This window comes from Streptomyces sp. CT34 (genome assembly GCF_000805335.1).
Taxonomy (GTDB): Bacteria; Actinomycetota; Actinomycetes; order Streptomycetales; family Streptomycetaceae; genus Streptomyces.
On the sequence record NZ_KN708638.1, the window covers coordinates 668,064 to 684,895 of the forward strand.

The 16,832-nt window shown below is 72.5% G+C and carries 16 protein-coding genes; 9 read left to right on the top strand and 7 right to left on the bottom strand.

Annotation, left to right across the window (positions count from 1 at the left end):
* Nucleotides 1-63 precede the first annotated feature (63 nt).
* From asnB to RZ84_RS02965, 7 genes are all read right to left on the bottom strand, one after another.
* A complete protein-coding gene (asnB, locus tag RZ84_RS02935) occupies nucleotides 64-1,911 on the bottom strand; it encodes an asparagine synthase (glutamine-hydrolyzing) (protein ID WP_043262971.1) in 1,848 nt (615 codons plus the stop codon).
* 43 nt (nucleotides 1,912-1,954) lie between these two features.
* Nucleotides 1,955-2,374, bottom strand: coding sequence for an aspartate 1-decarboxylase (gene panD, locus RZ84_RS02940; RefSeq protein WP_043262972.1), 420 nt, complete (start codon nucleotides 2,372-2,374; stop codon nucleotides 1,955-1,957).
* A 47-nt stretch (nucleotides 2,375-2,421) separates the two neighbouring features.
* Nucleotides 2,422-3,855: an aldehyde dehydrogenase family protein gene (locus RZ84_RS02945; protein ID WP_043262973.1), complete on the bottom strand. Its 1,434-nt coding sequence runs from the start codon at nucleotides 3,853-3,855 to the stop codon at nucleotides 2,422-2,424.
* Between the two features lie 61 nt (nucleotides 3,856-3,916).
* Nucleotides 3,917-4,870: an alpha/beta hydrolase gene (locus RZ84_RS02950; RefSeq protein ID WP_043268981.1), complete on the bottom strand. Its 954-nt coding sequence runs from the start codon at nucleotides 4,868-4,870 to the stop codon at nucleotides 3,917-3,919.
* Nucleotides 4,871-4,896: 26 nt separating this feature from the next.
* Nucleotides 4,897-6,456, bottom strand: a complete 1,560-nt coding sequence (locus RZ84_RS02955) for a flavin-containing monooxygenase (RefSeq protein ID WP_206743088.1) — start codon at nucleotides 6,454-6,456, stop codon at nucleotides 4,897-4,899.
* On the bottom strand, nucleotides 6,453-7,853 hold the full coding sequence (locus RZ84_RS02960) for an FAD-binding oxidoreductase (RefSeq protein WP_043262974.1): 1,401 nt from the start codon (nucleotides 7,851-7,853) through the stop codon (nucleotides 6,453-6,455). The genes RZ84_RS02955 and RZ84_RS02960 overlap by 4 nt, the downstream gene beginning before the upstream one ends.
* 66 nt (nucleotides 7,854-7,919) lie before the next feature.
* The gene (locus tag RZ84_RS02965) at nucleotides 7,920-8,384 is read right to left on the bottom strand and encodes an acyl-CoA thioesterase (RefSeq protein WP_043262975.1); all 465 of its coding nucleotides are present in this window, start codon (nucleotides 8,382-8,384) and stop codon (nucleotides 7,920-7,922) included.
* Nucleotides 8,385-8,803: 419 nt separating this feature from the next.
* Between RZ84_RS02965 and RZ84_RS02970 the strand changes: the two genes are divergently transcribed.
* The 9 genes from RZ84_RS02970 to RZ84_RS03010 all read left to right on the top strand — a co-directional run bounded on the left by RZ84_RS02970 (nucleotide 8,804) and on the right by RZ84_RS03010 (nucleotide 16,780).
* Nucleotides 8,804-9,265 carry a 4'-phosphopantetheinyl transferase superfamily protein gene (locus RZ84_RS02970; protein WP_043262976.1) on the top strand — a complete coding sequence of 154 codons (462 nt, stop codon included), beginning with the start codon at nucleotides 8,804-8,806 and terminating at the stop codon, nucleotides 9,263-9,265.
* The gene (locus tag RZ84_RS02975; protein ID WP_063772653.1) at nucleotides 9,262-10,290 is read left to right on the top strand and encodes an ACP S-malonyltransferase; all 1,029 of its coding nucleotides are present in this window, start codon (nucleotides 9,262-9,264) and stop codon (nucleotides 10,288-10,290) included. Before RZ84_RS02970 ends, RZ84_RS02975 begins: the two co-directional genes overlap by 4 nt.
* Nucleotides 10,287-11,033: an SDR family NAD(P)-dependent oxidoreductase gene (gene fabG / locus RZ84_RS02980; protein WP_043262977.1), complete on the top strand. Its 747-nt coding sequence runs from the start codon at nucleotides 10,287-10,289 to the stop codon at nucleotides 11,031-11,033. The genes RZ84_RS02975 and fabG overlap by 4 nt, the downstream gene beginning before the upstream one ends.
* 65 nt (nucleotides 11,034-11,098) lie before the next feature.
* On the top strand, nucleotides 11,099-11,386 hold the full coding sequence (locus RZ84_RS02985; RefSeq protein WP_043262978.1) for a phosphopantetheine-binding protein: 288 nt from the start codon (nucleotides 11,099-11,101) through the stop codon (nucleotides 11,384-11,386).
* Nucleotides 11,383-11,877, top strand: coding sequence for a 3-hydroxyacyl-ACP dehydratase FabZ (gene fabZ / locus RZ84_RS02990; RefSeq protein WP_052229739.1), 495 nt, complete (start codon nucleotides 11,383-11,385; stop codon nucleotides 11,875-11,877). Before RZ84_RS02985 ends, fabZ begins: the two co-directional genes overlap by 4 nt.
* An 85-nt stretch (nucleotides 11,878-11,962) precedes the next feature.
* Complete coding sequence (locus tag RZ84_RS02995) at nucleotides 11,963-12,976, top strand: glycine cleavage T C-terminal barrel domain-containing protein (protein ID WP_043262979.1); 1,014 nt, start codon at nucleotides 11,963-11,965, stop codon at nucleotides 12,974-12,976.
* A gap of 60 nt (nucleotides 12,977-13,036) precedes the next feature.
* The gene (locus RZ84_RS03000; RefSeq protein WP_052229740.1) at nucleotides 13,037-15,547 is read left to right on the top strand and encodes a beta-ketoacyl-[acyl-carrier-protein] synthase family protein; all 2,511 of its coding nucleotides are present in this window, start codon (nucleotides 13,037-13,039) and stop codon (nucleotides 15,545-15,547) included.
* Complete coding sequence (locus RZ84_RS03005; protein ID WP_043262980.1) at nucleotides 15,544-15,951, top strand: holo-ACP synthase; 408 nt, start codon at nucleotides 15,544-15,546, stop codon at nucleotides 15,949-15,951. Before RZ84_RS03000 ends, RZ84_RS03005 begins: the two co-directional genes overlap by 4 nt.
* Nucleotides 15,952-16,024: 73 nt before the next feature.
* Nucleotides 16,025-16,780, top strand: a complete 756-nt coding sequence (locus RZ84_RS03010; protein ID WP_043262981.1) for an SDR family NAD(P)-dependent oxidoreductase — start codon at nucleotides 16,025-16,027, stop codon at nucleotides 16,778-16,780.
* Nucleotides 16,781-16,832 lie beyond the last annotated feature (52 nt).

Below are 16,832 nucleotides of genomic sequence, written 5' to 3' on the forward strand. Positions count from 1 at the left end.
TACCCCGGCTACGGCGAAGTGCCCGGCAGGCTCCCTGCCGGGCACTTCGCCGTACCGGCCGGCTCAGCCGGGGAGCAGCTTCGGCCGGTACAGCTCCAGCCAGACGTGCAGGTCGAGCAGCTTCTCCAGCACCAGGCGGTGGCGCCCGCGGTGCGGGGCACTCTCCGGGGCCGTCTCGACGGCGCGGCGGGCGGCGCCCGCGTCGACCAGGGTGAACACGTCGTGGCCGGGAGTGGCGAGAACCTCGCGCGCCTGGTCCTGGAGTGCGCGCAGGTACCGCGGGTCGTGGGTCATCGGATAGGGGCTCTTGGTGCGCGCGCGGATGGCCTCCGGTACCACCGGCCGCGCGGCTTCCCGCAGCACGCTCTTCTCGCGGCCGTCGAAGACATGGGTGGCCCAGGGGATGTTGAAGGCGTACTCGGCGATCCGGTGGTCGCAGAAGGGGACGCGGACCTCCAGGCCCACGGCCATGCTGAGCCGGTCCTTGCGGTCGAGCATCCCGCCGAGGCTGCGGGTCAGGTGGAGGTGGAGCAGTTCGCGGGCCCGCCGCTGTCCGGGGCTCTCACCGTCGAGCACGGGCGTCTCGGCGACCGCGTCGCGGTAGCGCCGGGCCGCGAACTCCGGTATGTCCAGGGCGGTTCGGAGGTCGTCGGGCAGATAGGGCCGGTCCTGCCGGACGGTACCGAGTGCCGCCGTGAGCCAGGGGAAGCCGGCGGCCTCGCTGACCGTGCGGTCGTGGAACCACCAGTAGCCGCCGAACATCTCGTCGGCGCCCTCGCCGGACAGCGCGACCGTGGAGTGCCCCTTGATCGCCTGGAAGAGCAGATAGAGGGAGTGGTCCAGGTCGCCGCGCCCCACGGGCAGGTCGCGTGCGGTCACGCAGGCGCGGCGCACGTCCGGGTCGGCCGCGGCGGCCGGGTCCAGTACCAGGTCGGTGTGGTCGGTGCGGAGGTGGCCGGCGAGCGCACGGACGTAGGGGGCGTCGGGATTGATGTTGTACGCGTCCGGTACGAAGTGTTCGCTGTGCCCGATGAAGTCCACGGAGAACGAGCGCAGCCGGGCTCCCCGTTCCGCGGGTCCGCCGGACGCGAATCCGGCGATGGCGCTGGAGTCCAGGCCGCCGGAGACCAGTACGCAGCGGGGCACGTCCGCGACCAGCTGTTCGCGCACCGAGTCCCGGAGCAGCTCGCGTACCCGTGCGCAGGTGGTGGCCCGGTCGTCGGTGTGCGGCAGGGCCCGCAGTCGCCAGTAGGTGTGCTCCCGCAGGCCCGCGCGGCCGACGGTGAGCAGGTGACCGGGCAGGAGCTCGCGCATGCCCTGCCACACCGCGGCGCCCGGTGTCTTCACACCGAGCACGATCTCCCGTATGCCGTCGAGGTCCACGGTCCGGGGCACGGCGGGATGGGCCAGCAGGGCCTTGGGCTCAGAGCCGAACAGGACCCCGTCGTCGGTGGGGAGGTAGTACAGCGGTTTGATGCCCAGGCGGTCGCGCACCAGCAGCAGTTGCTCGGTGCGGCCGTCCCAGACGGCGAACGCGTACATGCCGGTCAGCCGGTCGACGAACGATGCGCCCCACTCCAGATAGGCGTACAGCACCACTTCGGTGTCGCTGGAGGTGTGGAAGCGGTGCCCGCGCCGGCGCAACTCGCCCCGCAGCTCCGCGAAGTTGTAGACCTCGCCGCTGTAGGTCAGGGCCACGGTGCCGTCGGGTGTGGTGGCGGTCATCGGCTGGGCGCCGCCCGCGAGGTCGATGATCGACAGCCGTCGGTGGCCCAGCGCCGCGTGGCGGTCGCACCAGGTGCCGGCGCCGTCGGGGCCGCGGGCCGCCATGGCCCGGGTCATGGATTCCAGTACGTCGGCTTCTTCGGTGAGGTCCCGCTCGAACGACACCCAGCCCGTGATTCCGCACATTGCGCCTCTCCTTCGGGGTCTTTTCCGCCGGTCGTGGGGTCGGTCAGTCGACGTAGAGGTGATCGCCGCGGAAGGTCTCCCCGTCGGCGAGCGGTTCGGCGGGGTCCGAGCCGAGGGAGGTGATCTTGTTGTGGGCGTCCACGAAGACGACCTTGGGCCGGATCGTGGCCGCGTCGGCGTCCGCGACGATGCCGTAGCCGATGATGATGACCAGGTCGCCGGGGTTGATCAGGCGCGCGGCGGCGCCGTTGATGCCGACCACGCCGGTGCCCCGCGGGCCCTCGATGACGTAGGTCGACAGGCGGTTGCCGTTGTTGATGTCGACGATGTCGACCTTCTCGCCGGGCAGCAGGCCGGCGGCGTCCATCAGGTCGGCGCAGAGGGTGAGCGAGCCGACGTAGTGCAGGTCGGCCTGGGTGACGGTGGCGCGGTGGATCTTGGCGGTGAGCATGGTGCGGAACATGTCCGTGCTTCCTTTCGGTGGTGGTGGCGGGTCGCCCCGGGCGGCGGTCAGGGCTGCCAGGGCTTGATCTGCAGGGACTTGACTTCCAGGAATTCCTCCAGGCCGAAGACGCCGTGCTCGCGGCCGTTCCCGGACTGCTTGTAGCCGCCGAACGGGGCGGTGGGGTTCGGGCCGGCGCCGTTGATCTCGATCTGTCCGGCGCGGATCTGCCGGGCCACGGTGAGCGCCCGGTCGCGGTGCTCGGACCACACCGCGGCGGCCAGCCCGTAGTCGGTGTCGTTGGCCAGCCGCACGGCCTCGGCCACGGTGTCGTACGGCTCGATGGCCAGCACCGGCCCGAACACCTCCGCGTGGTGCACGGCCATCCACGGGGTGACGTCCGAGAGGACGGTGGGCCGGACGAAGTAGCCCCGTGACAGGCCGTCCGGCGGCTCGGTGCCGCCGGTGACGAGCCGGGCGCCTTCCTTCAGGGCCTGGGTGAGATGCCGGCGGACCCGGTCGCGCTGGGCCCGGGACACCAGAGGACCGAGTCCGGTGTCGAAGTGGATGGGGTCGCCGACGGCCACGGTCGCTGCCGCCCGTTGCGCCACCCGTTCCACCTCGGCCAGCCGGGAGCGGGGCACGACGAGCCGGGTCAGCGCACAGCAGGTCTGGCCGTTGTTGAGGAAGGCACTGGCGACCGCGTGCGGTACCGCCCGGTCCGGGTCGGCGTCGGGGAGCAGCACCGAGGGACTCTTGCCGCCCAGTTCCAGGGCGACCCGTTTGACGGTGTCCGCGGCGAGCCGGCCGATCCGCCTGCCCACCTCGGTGGAGCCGGTGAAGGACAGCACATCGACGCCGGGGTGCGCGGCGAGGGCCTCGCCGACCACCGGCCCGGTGCCGCTGACCATGTTGAACACCCCGGGCGGCAGGCCGATGTCGTCGAATATCGCGGCCAGCGCCCAGGCACCGAGCGGTGCCACCTCGCTGGGCTTGAGGACGACGGTGTTGCCCGCGGCCAGTGCGTAGGCGACCTTCGCGGCGATCTGGTGCAGCGGGTAGTTCCACGGCGTGATCGCGCCGACGACGCCGAACGGCTCCCGGACGATCACCGACGGGCCTGCGGTGCGCTCGTAGGGGAACTCCACGGCGATCCGGGCCGCTTGATGGAACGTCAGGACGGGAAGCGGGATCTGTGCCTCGTGGGAGAACGCTATCGGAGTACCGACGTCGCGGGTGATCAGCTCGGCCAGCTCCAGGCTGTCCGCCCGCAGCCGTTCGCCGACCCGGTCGAGGTACGAGGCCCGGCGGGCGGGCGGGGTGCCGGCCCAGCCCGGGAAGGCCCGGCGGGCAGCGGTGACCGCGGCGTCGACGTCCTCGGGCGTGCCTCGGGGGACGGAGCCGATCACCTCCTCCGTCGTCGGGTTGACGACGTCGATGGCCTCCCTGCCGTACGAGCGCGTCCATGAGCCGTCGATGTAGATCTTCCGGTGGTGGAGCATGGTCTCTCCCTTGTGGGGTGGGGATTTCCGGATGGCCGGGGCCGGTCCGGCGGGTCGGGCGCTAGTCGTTCTCCTGCGGGGCCGGCCACCGCTCCCGCAGGGCCCGGCCGGTCTCGTCGGCGGCTTCCTGGAAGGCGGTCAGCCGGCAGAGGAGGAAGAAGACGTGGAGCATGCCGTCGTACCGGCGGAGGGTCACCGGCACCCCGGCGGTGCGGAGCCGGCGGCCGTACTCCTCCGCCTCGTCCCGCAGCGGGTCGCACTCGGCGGTGAGGATCAGCGCCGGCGGCAGGCCGGCGAGGTCCGCGGCGAGCAGGGGCGCCGCCAAGGGATGTGCGGCGTCCTCGGGGGTGGCCAGGTAGAGGTCCCAGAAGTGCTCCATCGCGGCACGGGTGTTGAGATGCCCGTGTGCATAGGCGTCGTAGGAGGGGAACGCGGAGCCGCGCGGCGGCGCCAGGGGCGGGCAGATCAGGATCTGCAGGCCGATGCGGGGGCCGCCGCGGTCCCGGGCCAGCCGGCAGACGGCGGCGGCCAGGTTGCCGCCCGCGCTCTCCCCCGCCACGACCAGCCGGTCCGGTTCCGCCCCGAACTCGTCGGCCCGCGCGGACAGGGCCCGGACGGCGGCGTCGGCGTCATGGACCGGCCCGGGGAATCGGGTCTCCGGAGCGAGCCGGTAGGCGACACTGGCCACCACGGCCCCGGTGGCGTTGGCGAGCCGGCGCAGCGGGCGGTCGACGAGTTCCAGGTCCCCGGCGACCCAGCCGCCGCCGTGGAAGAACACCATCAACGGCCGTGGCCCGGTGGCCGGTTCCGGCATGTAGACGCGGACCGGGAGGGCACCGTCCGGACCGGGGACCGTGGTCTCGATGATCCGCGCCAGCGGTTCCGGTGGCCCCTGGGCCGGTATGAGTCCGCGCATCAGCTCGCGGACGGTCCGGACTCCCACCTGCTCGAAGGGCGGGAAACCCTGCGCCGCCAAGGTGCGCAGGACGCGCTCGGAATCGGGGTGGAGAGGCATGGACGCTCCTTCGGTCGCTTCGCGGCTCACCGGCGGCGGGGTGCGGGCCGGAAGTCCGTCCACGTCGGCCGGGAGGTCCGCCGGCGGTACTCGGCCGTCTGTCCGGGCCAGTTGTTGGTCACCCGGCCGCTGTCGTGGCGGTACCAGCTCGTGCAGGAGGACCAGACCGTGCGGCGCAGCCGCCGCTGCATCTCCCGGTCGAAGGCGTCGGCGACATCGCGGCGCACCTCCAGGAAGTCCCGCCGCCCCCGGGCGAGTTCGGACACCGCGGCGGTGATGTAGCGGATCTGGCTCTCGATCATGTAGAGGGCGGAGCCCGCGCCGATGTTGGTGTTGGGGCCGTAGACCAGGAACATGTTCGGGAAGTCCGGGACGGTCATGCCCAGATGGGCCCGCGCCCCGCCGCGCCACACCTCGGACAGCTCCCGGCCGCCGCGGCCGAGCACCCGCATCGGGGCGAGGAAGTCGGTGGCGGCGAAGCCGGTCGCGTAGACGATGGTGTCGACGGGGTGCTCGGCGCCGTCCGCGGTACGGATGCCGGTCCCGGTGATCTCGGTGATCGGCTCGGTGACGAGCGCGACATCGGGACGGTTGAACGCCGGGTAGTACGCGCTGGAGACCGCCACCCGCTTGCAGCCCACCTCGCCGCGGGGGGTGAGCTTCGCGCGCAGTTCGGGATCCTGGAGCTGGGTGCGCAGCTGCACCTCGCTGCCGCGCAGGGTGAGGCGGGACGTCGGCCACCGCCGGGTCAGCCCGGAGACCAGGGACTCGTTGAACAGCCACCAGCCGAGCCGGGCCGCCTTCTGTTTCACCAGCGGCAGCCGGCGCGCCCGACGGGACGGCGGCGGGTAGACCCGGTCCCACCGGGGCACGACGTACGGCGCCGAGCGCTGGAAGACCGTCAGGTGTGCGGTCAGCGGGGCGATCGCGGGGACGATCTGGATCGCGCTGGCGCCGGTGCCGATCACCGCGACCCGACGGCCCGTCAGGTCGTGGTCGTGGTCCCAGCGCGCGGAGTGGAAGGCGCGGCCGGTGAACCGGTCGGCGCCGGGGATCGGCGGCACCCGCGGAGTGCTCAACTGGCCGCAGGCCGGCACCAGGACGTCGGCCTCGACGATCTCCCCGGTGCCCGTCCGCAGCCGCCATCGCAGGTCGGTCTCGTCGAACGCGGCGGACTCGACCTCGGTGTCCAGCCGCAGGTGCGCGCGCAGTCCGTACTTCTCCACGCACCCGCGCAGGTATCGCAGGATCTCTGCCTGGGAGGCGTAGCGGCGGGACCAGTCGCGGCGCGGCTCGAAGGAGTAGGAGTACAGGTGCGAGGGAATGTCGCAGGCCGCGCCGGGATAGGTGTTGTCCCGCCACACCCCGCCGACGTCCGCCGCCCGCTCCAGCACCACGAAGTCGTGGTGGCCGGCGCGTTTGAGCGCGATGGCCAGGCCGATCCCGCCGAAGCCGGCGCCGATGATCGCGACGCGGGGCAGCGCAGGCCGCCGGCGGTCGCGTGCGGCGGACTTCGGCGTAGCGGCGGTGAGCAGCCGCAGCGTACGTGCCCGCGCCGCGCACGCCGCCCTCGTCCGCGCGCTCACCGGTCCGCCTCCGGCGGCGCGGGCGGAATGTTGTGGTTGAAGCGCAGCAGGTTCTCGGGGTCGTACTGTGCCTTGACCTTCGCCAGCCGCCGCAGCCGTTTCTCGTCCCAGAACGCCCTGACCCGGTCGGTGTCGTCCTCCTCGCTCAGGAGGTTGAGATAGGCCGCGCCCGATCCGAAGGCCCGCAGGTCGGCCCCTGCCTTCTTCACCCAGGCCCGGCACCGGTCGTTCTGCGCCGGGTCGTACCACTGGCCGACGACATGGATCAGCCAGCTCTCCTCGCGGTGCGAGAACGCGGTGGCGTCCGGTGCGACGCGGGTGGGCTGGGCGTCGAACGGGATGACCTGGAGGACCGTCTCCGGTGACGGGAGGTCACCGCCGATCCGGGCGACCGTCTCGATCTCCGCGCGTCCGAAGCGGGGCAGGAACTCACTGGTCCAGTACTGCTGGTGACCTGGCGGATTGGCCGGATCGAGCATCGACTGCACCTGGACCAGCGGTATCGGCTCGACGAAGTCGACCAGCGGATCGCCGAACTCGCGGATCGGCCGCACGACCTCCCAGCCGTCCTCGACCGGCCCCGCGTAGCGCAGGAAGAAGCCGACGACGGGGCGTCCGCGGTGTTCCGGGGGGAAGAACTCCAGGCTGGGCACGCGGAGGAAGACGACGTCCAGGCTCAGCTCGTCGGGAGTGGCGCCGACGTGGTCCCGGAGGAATTCCAGGACCTCGACCGCCCGCTCCACCGGGTGGGCGACCATGCCGGCCAGCATCATCGGTCCCACGGGGTGCGCCCGGTACTCGAAGGAGGTGACCACCCCGAAGTTCCCGCCGCCACCGCGCAGGGCCCAGAACAGCTCGGGGTTCTGCTCGGCGCTCGCGACCACGAGTTCCCCGTCCAGGGTGACCATGTCCGCGGACAGCAGGTTGTCGCACGTCAGGCCGTACTTGCGTTGGAGCATCCCCATGCCGCCGTTGAGGGTGAGGCCGGCGATGCCGGTCTGGGAGACCTGTCCGGAGGGGACCGCGAGGCCGTACAGCTGCGTTTCGCGGTCGACGTCGGCCAGCGTCGCCCCGGCCTGGACACGGGCCGTCCGCCGTTCCGGGTCGACGTGCACGCCCCGCATCGACGACAGGTCGACGACCAGGCCGTCGTCGCAGGTGCCGTGGCCGGCGATGCTGTGGCCGCCGCCGCGTACGGCGAGCGGCAGGCGGTGCTCCCGGGCGAAGGCGATGGCGGTGATGACGTCGGAGGTGCCGTGGCAGCGGGCGATGAGCGCGGGCCGCCGGTCGATCATGGCGTTGAAGACGCCTCGCGCCGTGTCGTATTCGGGATCGGTGGGCGCTATCACCTCGCCGAGCAGTGCGCCGCGGAGCTTTTCGATGTCCGCAGGATTCATGGATGTCCTCCAGGAGCGAGCAGAGCCACAGGGGCCGGAAGGGAGCGGGCGGGGAGCGGGCACAGGTCAGCGGCGGAGCGCCGCCGCTTCGGCGCGCCGGCGCGCCATGAACTCCTCGAACATGTCGTGCAGTTCATCGGTGGCGCGCATGAGGCGGCCGGTTTCCGGGTCGACCAGGGAGTGCACGGACTGTGCCTCCGCGAGGAGGCGGTTGCCGTTCGTCCGGTAGATCTCGTAGTGGCACTCCAGGTGCCTGCGGGGGGTGGTGGCCCACGTCCGGACGGTGAGATCGTCCAGGTACATGGCGGGCTCGTGAAAGCGGGCACGGAAATTCGTGGTGGTGATCCGGTAGTTCCAGAAATCGACCCCGACGGCCAGCGCGAAAGCCTCCCGGCCCAGGTCGAACCAGGGGATGTAGCTCGCGTAGTACGCGTGCCCCTGTAGGTCGCATTCACCCCAGCGGACCCGCACCGTGGTCTCGATATGGTTCCAGCCCTCGATGTTCCGTGCGGATTCAACCCAACGCGGCATGGCGCCTCGTTTCTCTCGTGACCGATCCGAAGATTTCTGCCCGGAGTAATGAATCCGGCTCGACGGGCAGTGCGTTATGCGCTTTGTCAGCGCGTGACGGCGGCAGGCTAGGCACGGTTCGAAGTGCACGTCAAGGCATCAATGGACGACATGACAAAGCGCATTCACCGGGCACGTTGAGTGGCTGCATCTTGCGCGCATCTTTCATTTGTTTCACCGCCGTGGAGAATCTTTCCGGGTACTTACAGGAAGGGCCGACGAATTGACCGGAGGCAGTTGACACGGCTTCTTCACCGCGCTTAGCGTTCCCGGCGAACCAGGAAATCACGGCGGTTCACTCTCGCCTCACTTTCCTCTGTTCATTCATTTTTCGGTCGCCATGCATTTCGCGGATCTCAGAAAATCGGCGGTGTTTCTCGATGGACGTTTCGGATTTCCTCAGGGGCTCGGTGCCGGCCGCGGTGCACTCGGCGGGCGTCGATCTGGTGGACCTGCGCCGCTGGGAGCTGGCCGTCGCCCGTACCCGAGGGCAGCTGCTGCGGCGGGTCTTCGACGCCTCGGAGCGCGAGGCCGCCGAGCGCGCGGCGGATGGCACCTGGACACCGGAACGGATCCTGGGCCATGCGTTCGGGGTCAAGGAGGGGGTGGTGAAGGCCCTCGGCGGCCTGCCCCCCGGCGCCCGCCTCTGCGACATCCGCGTGGCCATCGCGGCGGACCGGCCGGAGCCTTCCGGCCGGCAGGTGCAGCTGCACGGCGAACCGGCCCGGTGGGCCGCGCGCCATCGGGTCGAACTGACCGCCGGCACCCGGGACCTGGGCGATGACATGGCAATGGCCTGGGTCGTGGCCCACCCCGCAGCTACGACGGAGACCGCGCGATGAGCCCCGCCGCGACCGCCGCCCGCCCCCCGTACGGCCCGACGGCCTTCGTCTTCCCCGGCCAGGGCAGCCAGTTCCCGGGCATGGGGCGGGAGTTGAGCGGCTTCGGGCCCGCGGCCCGCGCCCTGGTCACCCGCGCCGAGCGCATCACCGGGCTCCCCGTCGCCGACCTCATGGCCACGGCCGACGCCGAGACCCTCGCGGACCCCGAGATCGCCCAGGTCCTGGTCTTCGTCTGGTCCGCGGCGGCACTGGAGCGGCTGCGCGAACAGGGCCTGCGGCCCGCCGCCGTCGCCGGGCACAGCCTCGGCGAGTACACCGCGCTCTTCGCCAGCGGCGCCCTCGACCTGGACACCGCGCTGTCCCTGGTCTCCTGCCGCGGCCGGGCGATGCATACGGCCGCCCGGCAGACCCCGGGCGCCATGGCCGCGATCGCGGGTCTGCCGCCGGACACGGTGCGCGGCCTGTGCCGGGACGCCTGCGACGACTCCGGTGTCGTGGTCGTCGCCAACCTCAACTCGCCCCGGCAGACCGTGGTGTCGGGCACCGTCGCCGCGGTGCGCCGGGTGGTCGGCGCGGCCCGCGAGGCCGGCGCGCTGCGGGCCGTCCGGCTGCCCGTCGGAGGGGCCTACCACTCACCGCTGATGGCCGGCGCGCCCGTCGCGCTGGCCGTGCGGCTCCGCGACGTCCGCCTGGCGCCACCCGGCATTCCGCTGGTCTCCAGCGCCACCGGGCGGCTGGTGACCGATATCGAGGAGTACCGCGACGAGCTGCTCCGGCAGATGCTCGCCCCGGTGCGCTGGCAGGAAACGGTGCACACGCTGCTCGCCCTCGGCGTCCGCAGCTTCGTCGAGGCCGGACCGGGGCGGGTGCTGAGCGGGCTGGGCCGGGAGATGGCCCGCGACGCCCGGCACCTGACCGTCCGGGAGGCCCTGGGCGCCGTGCCCCGGGCTCGCTCCCATCCGGCCGGGCCCACCGCTCAGGGGGCTTGTGATCACTCCACCGCACACGCAAGGGAACGCAGATGACCGACTTCGACGGACGGGTCGCACTGGTCACCGGGGCCACCAAGGGCATCGGACTGGCCGTGGCCACCGACCTCGCCCGGGCCGGCGCCACGGTCCTGATCAACTACCGCAGAAACCCCGACCGGGCCCAGGAGGCGCTGCACGCCGTACGGCAGCTGCGGCCGGACGCCGAACTGCTGCAGGGGGACATCGCCGAACCCGCGGACGTGGACCGCATGTTCCGGCACATCCGTTCCCGGCACGGCGGCCTCGACGCCCTGGTGCACAACGCCGGCATCACCCAGGACGGCTATGCCGTGATGATGGGGGACGCGAAGTGGCGGAGGGTGATCGACACCAACCTCACCGGGGCGTTCCTGTGCACCCGCGCCGCCGGGCGGATGATGGCCGCCCGCCGGCGGGGCTCCATCGTCACCATCGGCTCCACCCGCGCCCTCAACCCCCCTGCGGGACAGGCCAATTACGCGGCGTCCAAGGCGGGGGTGCTGGCCATGGTGAAGGCCCTCGCCAAGGAACTCGGCGGCTACGGCGTACGCGTCAACGCCGTCGTCCCCGGTTTCGTCGACACCGCGATGACCCGGCAGATGCCGCCCGCGCAGCTGGCGGAGAACCTCCGGCGCGTTCCGCTCGGCCGGATCGGCCGGCCCGCGGAGGTGAGCGCGGTCGTGCGCTTCCTGCTCAGTGACGAGGCGGCGTACGTCACCGGGACCTCCGTCGTCGTCGACGGCGGACTCATCAGCTGACCACCCGCACACCGCGGAGCCCACACGCCCCGCACGCACCACCCACACCACACAAGGAGACGGTCATGACGATGACACTCGAAGAGGCCACCCGGCGCGCCGGTACCCGTCGGCAACTCGCCGACGACGTCAAGGAGTTGCTGGTGGACCGGCTGTCGCTGGACGTCGACCCGGCGGCCATCGGGGACGACCAGCCGCTGTTCGGCCGCGGCCTGGAACTGGACTCCATCGACACGCTGGAGCTGGCGATGGCCGTCGAGGACGTCTTCGGTGTCACCATCACCGATGACGACACCCACAGCCTGCTCTCGCTGAACCGGCTCGCCGCCCACATCGAGGCGGCCCGGTCATGACACCGGACCGCCCCCGCGCCGCGGCACAGACGCTGAGCGCCGACGACATCGCCCGGCTGCTGCCGCACCGCCACCCCTTCTTCCTGCTCGACCGGGTCACCGCGCTGAATCCCGGGGTGAGCGCCGAAGCGGTCAAGAACGTCACCGCGTCCGACGCGGTGCTGGCCGGCCACTTCCCCGGCCGGATGCTCTACCCCGGAGTGCTGCTCGTCGAGTGCGTCGCCCAGCTCGCGGCCGTGATCTACGGCAGCGCGGGGGCTCTGCGCGCGACCGGCGAGGTCGTCGGCGATGTGGCGGACCGGGTGGGGTACCTGGCGGAGATCCGCCAGGCGAAGTTCCTGCGGCCGGTGTACCCGGGTGACCAGGTGGTGCTCCGGGCGGAGAGCGGCCCCCGGCTCGGCGGGCTGATCTCCGTGACCGGACAGGCGTCGGTCGGCCGGGATCCGGTGATGACCGTACGCCTCGCCGTCACCGAGCGCGAGGACACCTGACGGTCCGGCCCGGACCACCCGGTTCCCCCTCGCCCCTTCTCCCCACTCCCCTCTCCCACCCCGTTCATCCATCGAGGAGTTACTGATGAAGGCCAGCTACACGGACACCACCGAGGAGTACACGGCACTGCGCGAGGCGTGCGGGCTCATCGACTACGAGGGCATCGGCCTGGTGCGGGTCTCCGGGCCCGCCGCGGCCGACTACCTCGGCCAAGTCGCCACGCGCGGCGTCGACTTCCTGCTGGAGGGCCAGGCCATGGCCGCCCTCCTGCTGCGCGAGAACGGCACGGTCATCGCCGAGGTGCTGATCCACTGCCATGCCGCCCACTACCTGGTCGAGATCTGGCCGGCCCAGGCGAAGGAGGCGACCGGCCATCTGATCGCCGCTGCCGCGGCCTACGAGGGCGTGACCGTCCAGGACGTCGGCGCCGAGTACACCGTGCTCGCCCTCGAAGGGCCGGAGTCGTTCCAACTCGCCCGGAAGTACCTGCCGTTCCCGGTGGCCTCCATGGCCTACCGCAGCTTCGCCACCGCCGACTGGGGCGACGGCCGTGACCTGGTCGTCTCCCGTACCGGAGTCACCGGCGAGTACGGCTACAAGTTCTTCACGCCGGTCGCGAACGGCGCGGAGCTGCGGGCCGAGCTCCTCGCGCTCGGTGCGCGGGAGTGCGGCAAGGACGCGCTCGACGTGTGCCGGATGGAGGTCCGGTTCGCCAGCCTGGAGCAGGAGAGCGCCGGCGGCCAGGTGACACCGTTCGAGGTGGGCCTGCAGTGGATGGTCGACCCGGGTCACGAGTCCGCCGGGCGCCCGGCGGAGGACGGCGGGAGCGGCCGTACCCCGGTGTGCTGGATCGCCCGGGAGGCTACGGCCGGCCGGCCGGAACCGGGCACGGCCATCGCGGTCCGCGACGCCGAGGTCGGCATCGTCACGCACGCGGTGTGGTCCCCCAGGCTGGGCCGGATCATCGGCACCGGCCGGGTCGACGCCGAAGTGGCCGCCTCCGGCCAGGAGTTCCTGCTCGCCGGACCGGGCGACGCGATCCGCACGGTCTCCGCCCCGTTCCTGACCGCCACCAGCCTCGACGTGTCCCTGGACTGACGGCCCACGGCGCACGCCAGGCAGTGCGCGGGGCCGCCGGAAGGGGCGGAAGGAGAACAGATGAACCCCAACAAGAGCGGCCGGGAACGCGTCGCGGTCACCGGTATCGGGCTGAGCTGCGCCCTGGGCAACGGAGTTCAGCAGGTGTGGCGGGGAATCCGCGAGGGGCGCAGCGGCATCGGCGAGACCGGACGGATCGACGTGTCGACGCTCAGCTGCCGGTACTCCGGCGAGGTTTCCTCGGTGCCCGCGTCCCGGCACCGGCTGCGCGGTCGGCTCGACCGCGCCACGACCCTGGCGCTGAACGCGGCCGAAGAAGCGCTCAACGGCGCGGGCCTCGGCCTCGCGGGCGGCGACGGCCACGACCGCAGTGGCCACGACCCCTACCGTATGGGGGTCGCCGTCGGCACCTCGGTGGGCGGGCTGGAACGCGGCGAGGAGTTCCACTGGGAGCTGCTGCGCAACGGACCGCAGGCACCACGCCGCGATCTGCTGTTCCACTACCCGCTCTACACCTCCGCCGACGCGCTGAGCATCGCCTTCCAGCTCCGGGGGCCGAAGGTGGTGATCTCCAACGCCTGTGCGGCCGGGGCCAATTCCATCGGATTCGCGACGGACGCCATCCGGGAGGGACGCGCCGATGTGATGCTCGCCGGCGGGGTGGACGTCCTGGACATCCTCTCCCTGGCCGGGTTCGACAGCCTCAACGCGCTCGACCCGGAGCCGTGTGCGCCCTACTCGCGCAGTACCGGGCTCAACATCGGCGAGGGCGCGGCGATCCTGGTGCTGGAGTCGGAGTCGTCCGCCCGGCGCCGCGGCGCCGAGATCCTGGGCTATGTCCTGGGCTACGCGCTGACCAGCGACGCGTACCACGCCACCGCCCCGGACCCGGCCGGCAGCGGTGCCCTCCGTGCCATGCGGAGGGGGCTGTCGCAGGCCGGTCTGACGGCGGCTCAGGTGGATTACGTCAACGGACACGGTACCGGCACGCCCACCAACGACAGCGCCGAGACCAAGGCCGTCGCCGCCCTGTTCGCGGACCTGGCGCCGGCCCCGATGAGCAGTACGAAGTCCCAGGTCGGGCACATGCTCGGCGCTGCCGGTGCCCTGGAGGCCGCGGCCTGCGTGCTCGCGCTGCGGGACGGTGTACTGCCCCCGACGGTCAATGCGGACGAGAGCCGCGAACCGGTCCGCGACATCGTGCCGAACCGGGCACGCGCACAGGAACTGGACGTCGTGGTGTCCAACTCCTTCGCCTTCGGCGGCAACAACTGCTCGCTCGTCCTGGGGCGGCGGCCCCTGCCGGCCGCCCCGCCCCGGCCCGACCACCGCGTCGTGATCACCGGGGCGGGCCCCGTCTCGGCGGTGGGCAGCGGGCGGGAGGTCTTCCTCGCCGCGCTCCGGGACGGGAGGACGGGCGTCGGCCCGGCCCGCCTGGCCGACCTCGGTCTCTCCCGGACCGGGCAGGCCGCCGAGATCGACACCGCCGAGTGCCGGCGCCACGTCGACCGCGGCTACGCCCGCCGGCTCGACCAGATCGGGCTGCTGACGCTCGCCGCCAGCCGGCTCGCTCTCGACGACGCCGCGCTGCGTGTCGGCACGTCCGACGCGGACCGGGTCGGCATGGTCTTCGGCACCTTCAACGGACCGGTGCAGACGGTGGAGCAGCTCAGCGAGACCATCGGCACCGACGGCCCGCACCGGGTCAATCCCCGGCTGTTCCCCAACTCCGTGATGAACGCGGCCGCCGGGCACGCCTGCCTGGCCCTGCGGATCCGGGGCCCGCTGTCCACCCTGGCCACCGGCTGTGTGTCCGGACTCAGCGCGCTGGGCTATGCCGCGGACCTGGTCCGGCGTGGGGAGGCCGAGGTGATGCTCGCGGTGAGCGCCGACGAGCTGACCCCCCTGGTGCACTACGGATTCGACCGGCTCGGTCTGCTCTCGCCGGACACCGTCCGCCCCTACAGCACCACCCCCAGCGGAACGGTGCTCGGCGCGGGCAGTACCGCGCTGGTCGTGGAGTCGCTGGAGCACGCGCTGGCCCGCGGCGCCACGATCCTGGCCGAGGTCCGGGGCCATGCGATCACCTCCGACGGCTATCGCATCGCCGGCAACGACCCGTCAGGGCGGGCCTGGGCGGAGAGCTTCCGGCGCGCGCTGGACGACGCCGGGATGGACCCGGACGGCATCGGGACGGTATACGGTGACGCGCGCGGCACCGCCGCGATCGACCGGGCCGAGGCCCGCGCGCTCGCCCGGGTGTGGCGGCCGGGCACGGTGCGGCTCAGCAACCTCACCGGATACGTCGGCCATGTGCCCAGCACCACCTCGCTGATGTCGGCGGTGTGCGCCACCGAGACGCTGCGCACCGGCTGGAGTCCGGACATCCCCGGGCTGTCGGACCCGCTCGACGGGCTGGCCGGCTACCTCGCACCGACGGCCCGGACCGGGCAGGCCTGCCTGCTCACCGCGGCCAACTGGGGCGGTACCTACGCCTCTCTCGTGCTGAGCCCGTGGCACCCCGACGCACCGGGCACGCAGGAGACGGCGACACCGGGGAGGCCGTCATGAGCCATCGCGCCCGACCGCGCCTGGCCCTGCGTCTGGCGACTCCGCAGCAGACGCCGGCGGCCGGCGACCCCCGGTGGGCCCACTGGCTCACCGAGGCCGAACTGGCCTACGCACACGGCCTGTTGCGGGCCGAGGAACACCTCTCCGCACGCAAGCTGGCCAAGGAGGTGGGCTGGGACCTGCTGGGGTGGCCGTACGAACCGCCGTGGCAGGACATGGAGATACGGCGGCGGCCCGGCGCGGCGCCCGTCCTGCACCTCGGCGGTGAGCCGGCCCCCGGGACGCGCGGGCACGGAACAGCCCGGCCGGGTGTGTCGCTGGCGCACGCCCGCGGATACGCCGCGGCGCTCGCCTGGCTGCCCTCCGCCGGGGCCGGGCCCCACTTCCCCGGAGCCGCGACATGAGTGAGCGGAGCGAGCCCATCATCCAGCGGTGCGCGGCTCGCGCAGGCGAGGCCGGGCGAAGCGAGGTGCCGGCATGAACGGCCGCCTCGACGGCCGGGTGGCCGTGGTGACCGGGGCGCTCGGCGGGATCGGGCACGCCGTGGCCCGCCTGCTCATGGAGCAGGGCGCCGCGGTCGTGGTCACCGATCTGGACGGTGAGGCGTGCCGGGCCGCCGCCGACACGCTGAGCCACGGCCGGCCCTCCGGCCGGGCCGTCGGCCACCCGCTCGACGTCACCGATCCCGCGGACTGGGAACGGGTGACCCGGTTCGCCCGCCGCCGCTTCGGCCGCCTCCACGTGCTCGTCAACAACGCGGGAACGCTGGGGATCAGCGGCCTGGAACACCTCGACGCGCCGGAGTGGGAACGGGTGGTGGACACCTGCCAGCGCGGCACCTGGCTCGGCATGCGGGCGGCCGTGCCCTGCCTCCGCTCGGCCGGCGGCGGAGCGATCGTCAACATCGCCTCGGTCTACGGCATGGTCGGCTCCGGTGCCTCCTTCGCCTACCACGCGGCCAAGGGGGCGATCCGCGCCATGACCACGGCCGCCGCGGTCGAGCTGGCCCCCTTCGGTATCCGCGTCAATGCGGTCTACCCCGGCATGGTCGACACCCCGATGACCGGAACGGCACCCCAGGGCTTCATCGCGGACGTCGTCGCGGCGACGCCGCTGGCGCGCCTGGCCCAGCCGTCCGAGGTCGCCGCCGCCGTGGGGTTCCTGGCCTCCGACGCGGCGTCCTACATCACCGGCGCCGAACTCGTCGTGGACGGCGGCTACACGGCGCGGTGACCACCGCACGCGTGCCACAGCCGCGTCCCGCGCCGAACGCACGATCCGGGCC

Coding starts and splice junctions, on each gene's coding strand:
- asnB (WP_043262971.1), bottom strand. CDS start 1,911: ATGTGCGGAATCACGGGCTGGGTGTCGTTCGAGCGGGACCTCACCGAA.
- panD (WP_043262972.1), bottom strand. CDS start 2,374: ATGTTCCGCACCATGCTCACCGCCAAGATCCACCGCGCCACCGTCACC.
- RZ84_RS02945 (WP_043262973.1), bottom strand. CDS start 3,855: ATGCTCCACCACCGGAAGATCTACATCGACGGCTCATGGACGCGCTCG.
- RZ84_RS02950 (WP_043268981.1), bottom strand. CDS start 4,870: ATGCCTCTCCACCCCGATTCCGAGCGCGTCCTGCGCACCTTGGCGGCG.
- RZ84_RS02960 (WP_043262974.1), bottom strand. CDS start 7,853: ATGAATCCTGCGGACATCGAAAAGCTCCGCGGCGCACTGCTCGGCGAG.
- RZ84_RS02965 (WP_043262975.1), bottom strand. CDS start 8,384: ATGCCGCGTTGGGTTGAATCCGCACGGAACATCGAGGGCTGGAACCAT.
- RZ84_RS02970 (WP_043262976.1), top strand. CDS start 8,804: ATGGACGTTTCGGATTTCCTCAGGGGCTCGGTGCCGGCCGCGGTGCAC.
- RZ84_RS02975 (WP_063772653.1), top strand. CDS start 9,262: ATGAGCCCCGCCGCGACCGCCGCCCGCCCCCCGTACGGCCCGACGGCC.
- fabG (WP_043262977.1), top strand. CDS start 10,287: ATGACCGACTTCGACGGACGGGTCGCACTGGTCACCGGGGCCACCAAG.
- RZ84_RS02985 (WP_043262978.1), top strand. CDS start 11,099: ATGACGATGACACTCGAAGAGGCCACCCGGCGCGCCGGTACCCGTCGG.
- fabZ (WP_052229739.1), top strand. CDS start 11,383: ATGACACCGGACCGCCCCCGCGCCGCGGCACAGACGCTGAGCGCCGAC.
- RZ84_RS02995 (WP_043262979.1), top strand. CDS start 11,963: ATGAAGGCCAGCTACACGGACACCACCGAGGAGTACACGGCACTGCGC.
- RZ84_RS03000 (WP_052229740.1), top strand. CDS start 13,037: ATGAACCCCAACAAGAGCGGCCGGGAACGCGTCGCGGTCACCGGTATC.
- RZ84_RS03005 (WP_043262980.1), top strand. CDS start 15,544: ATGAGCCATCGCGCCCGACCGCGCCTGGCCCTGCGTCTGGCGACTCCG.
- RZ84_RS03010 (WP_043262981.1), top strand. CDS start 16,025: ATGAACGGCCGCCTCGACGGCCGGGTGGCCGTGGTGACCGGGGCGCTC.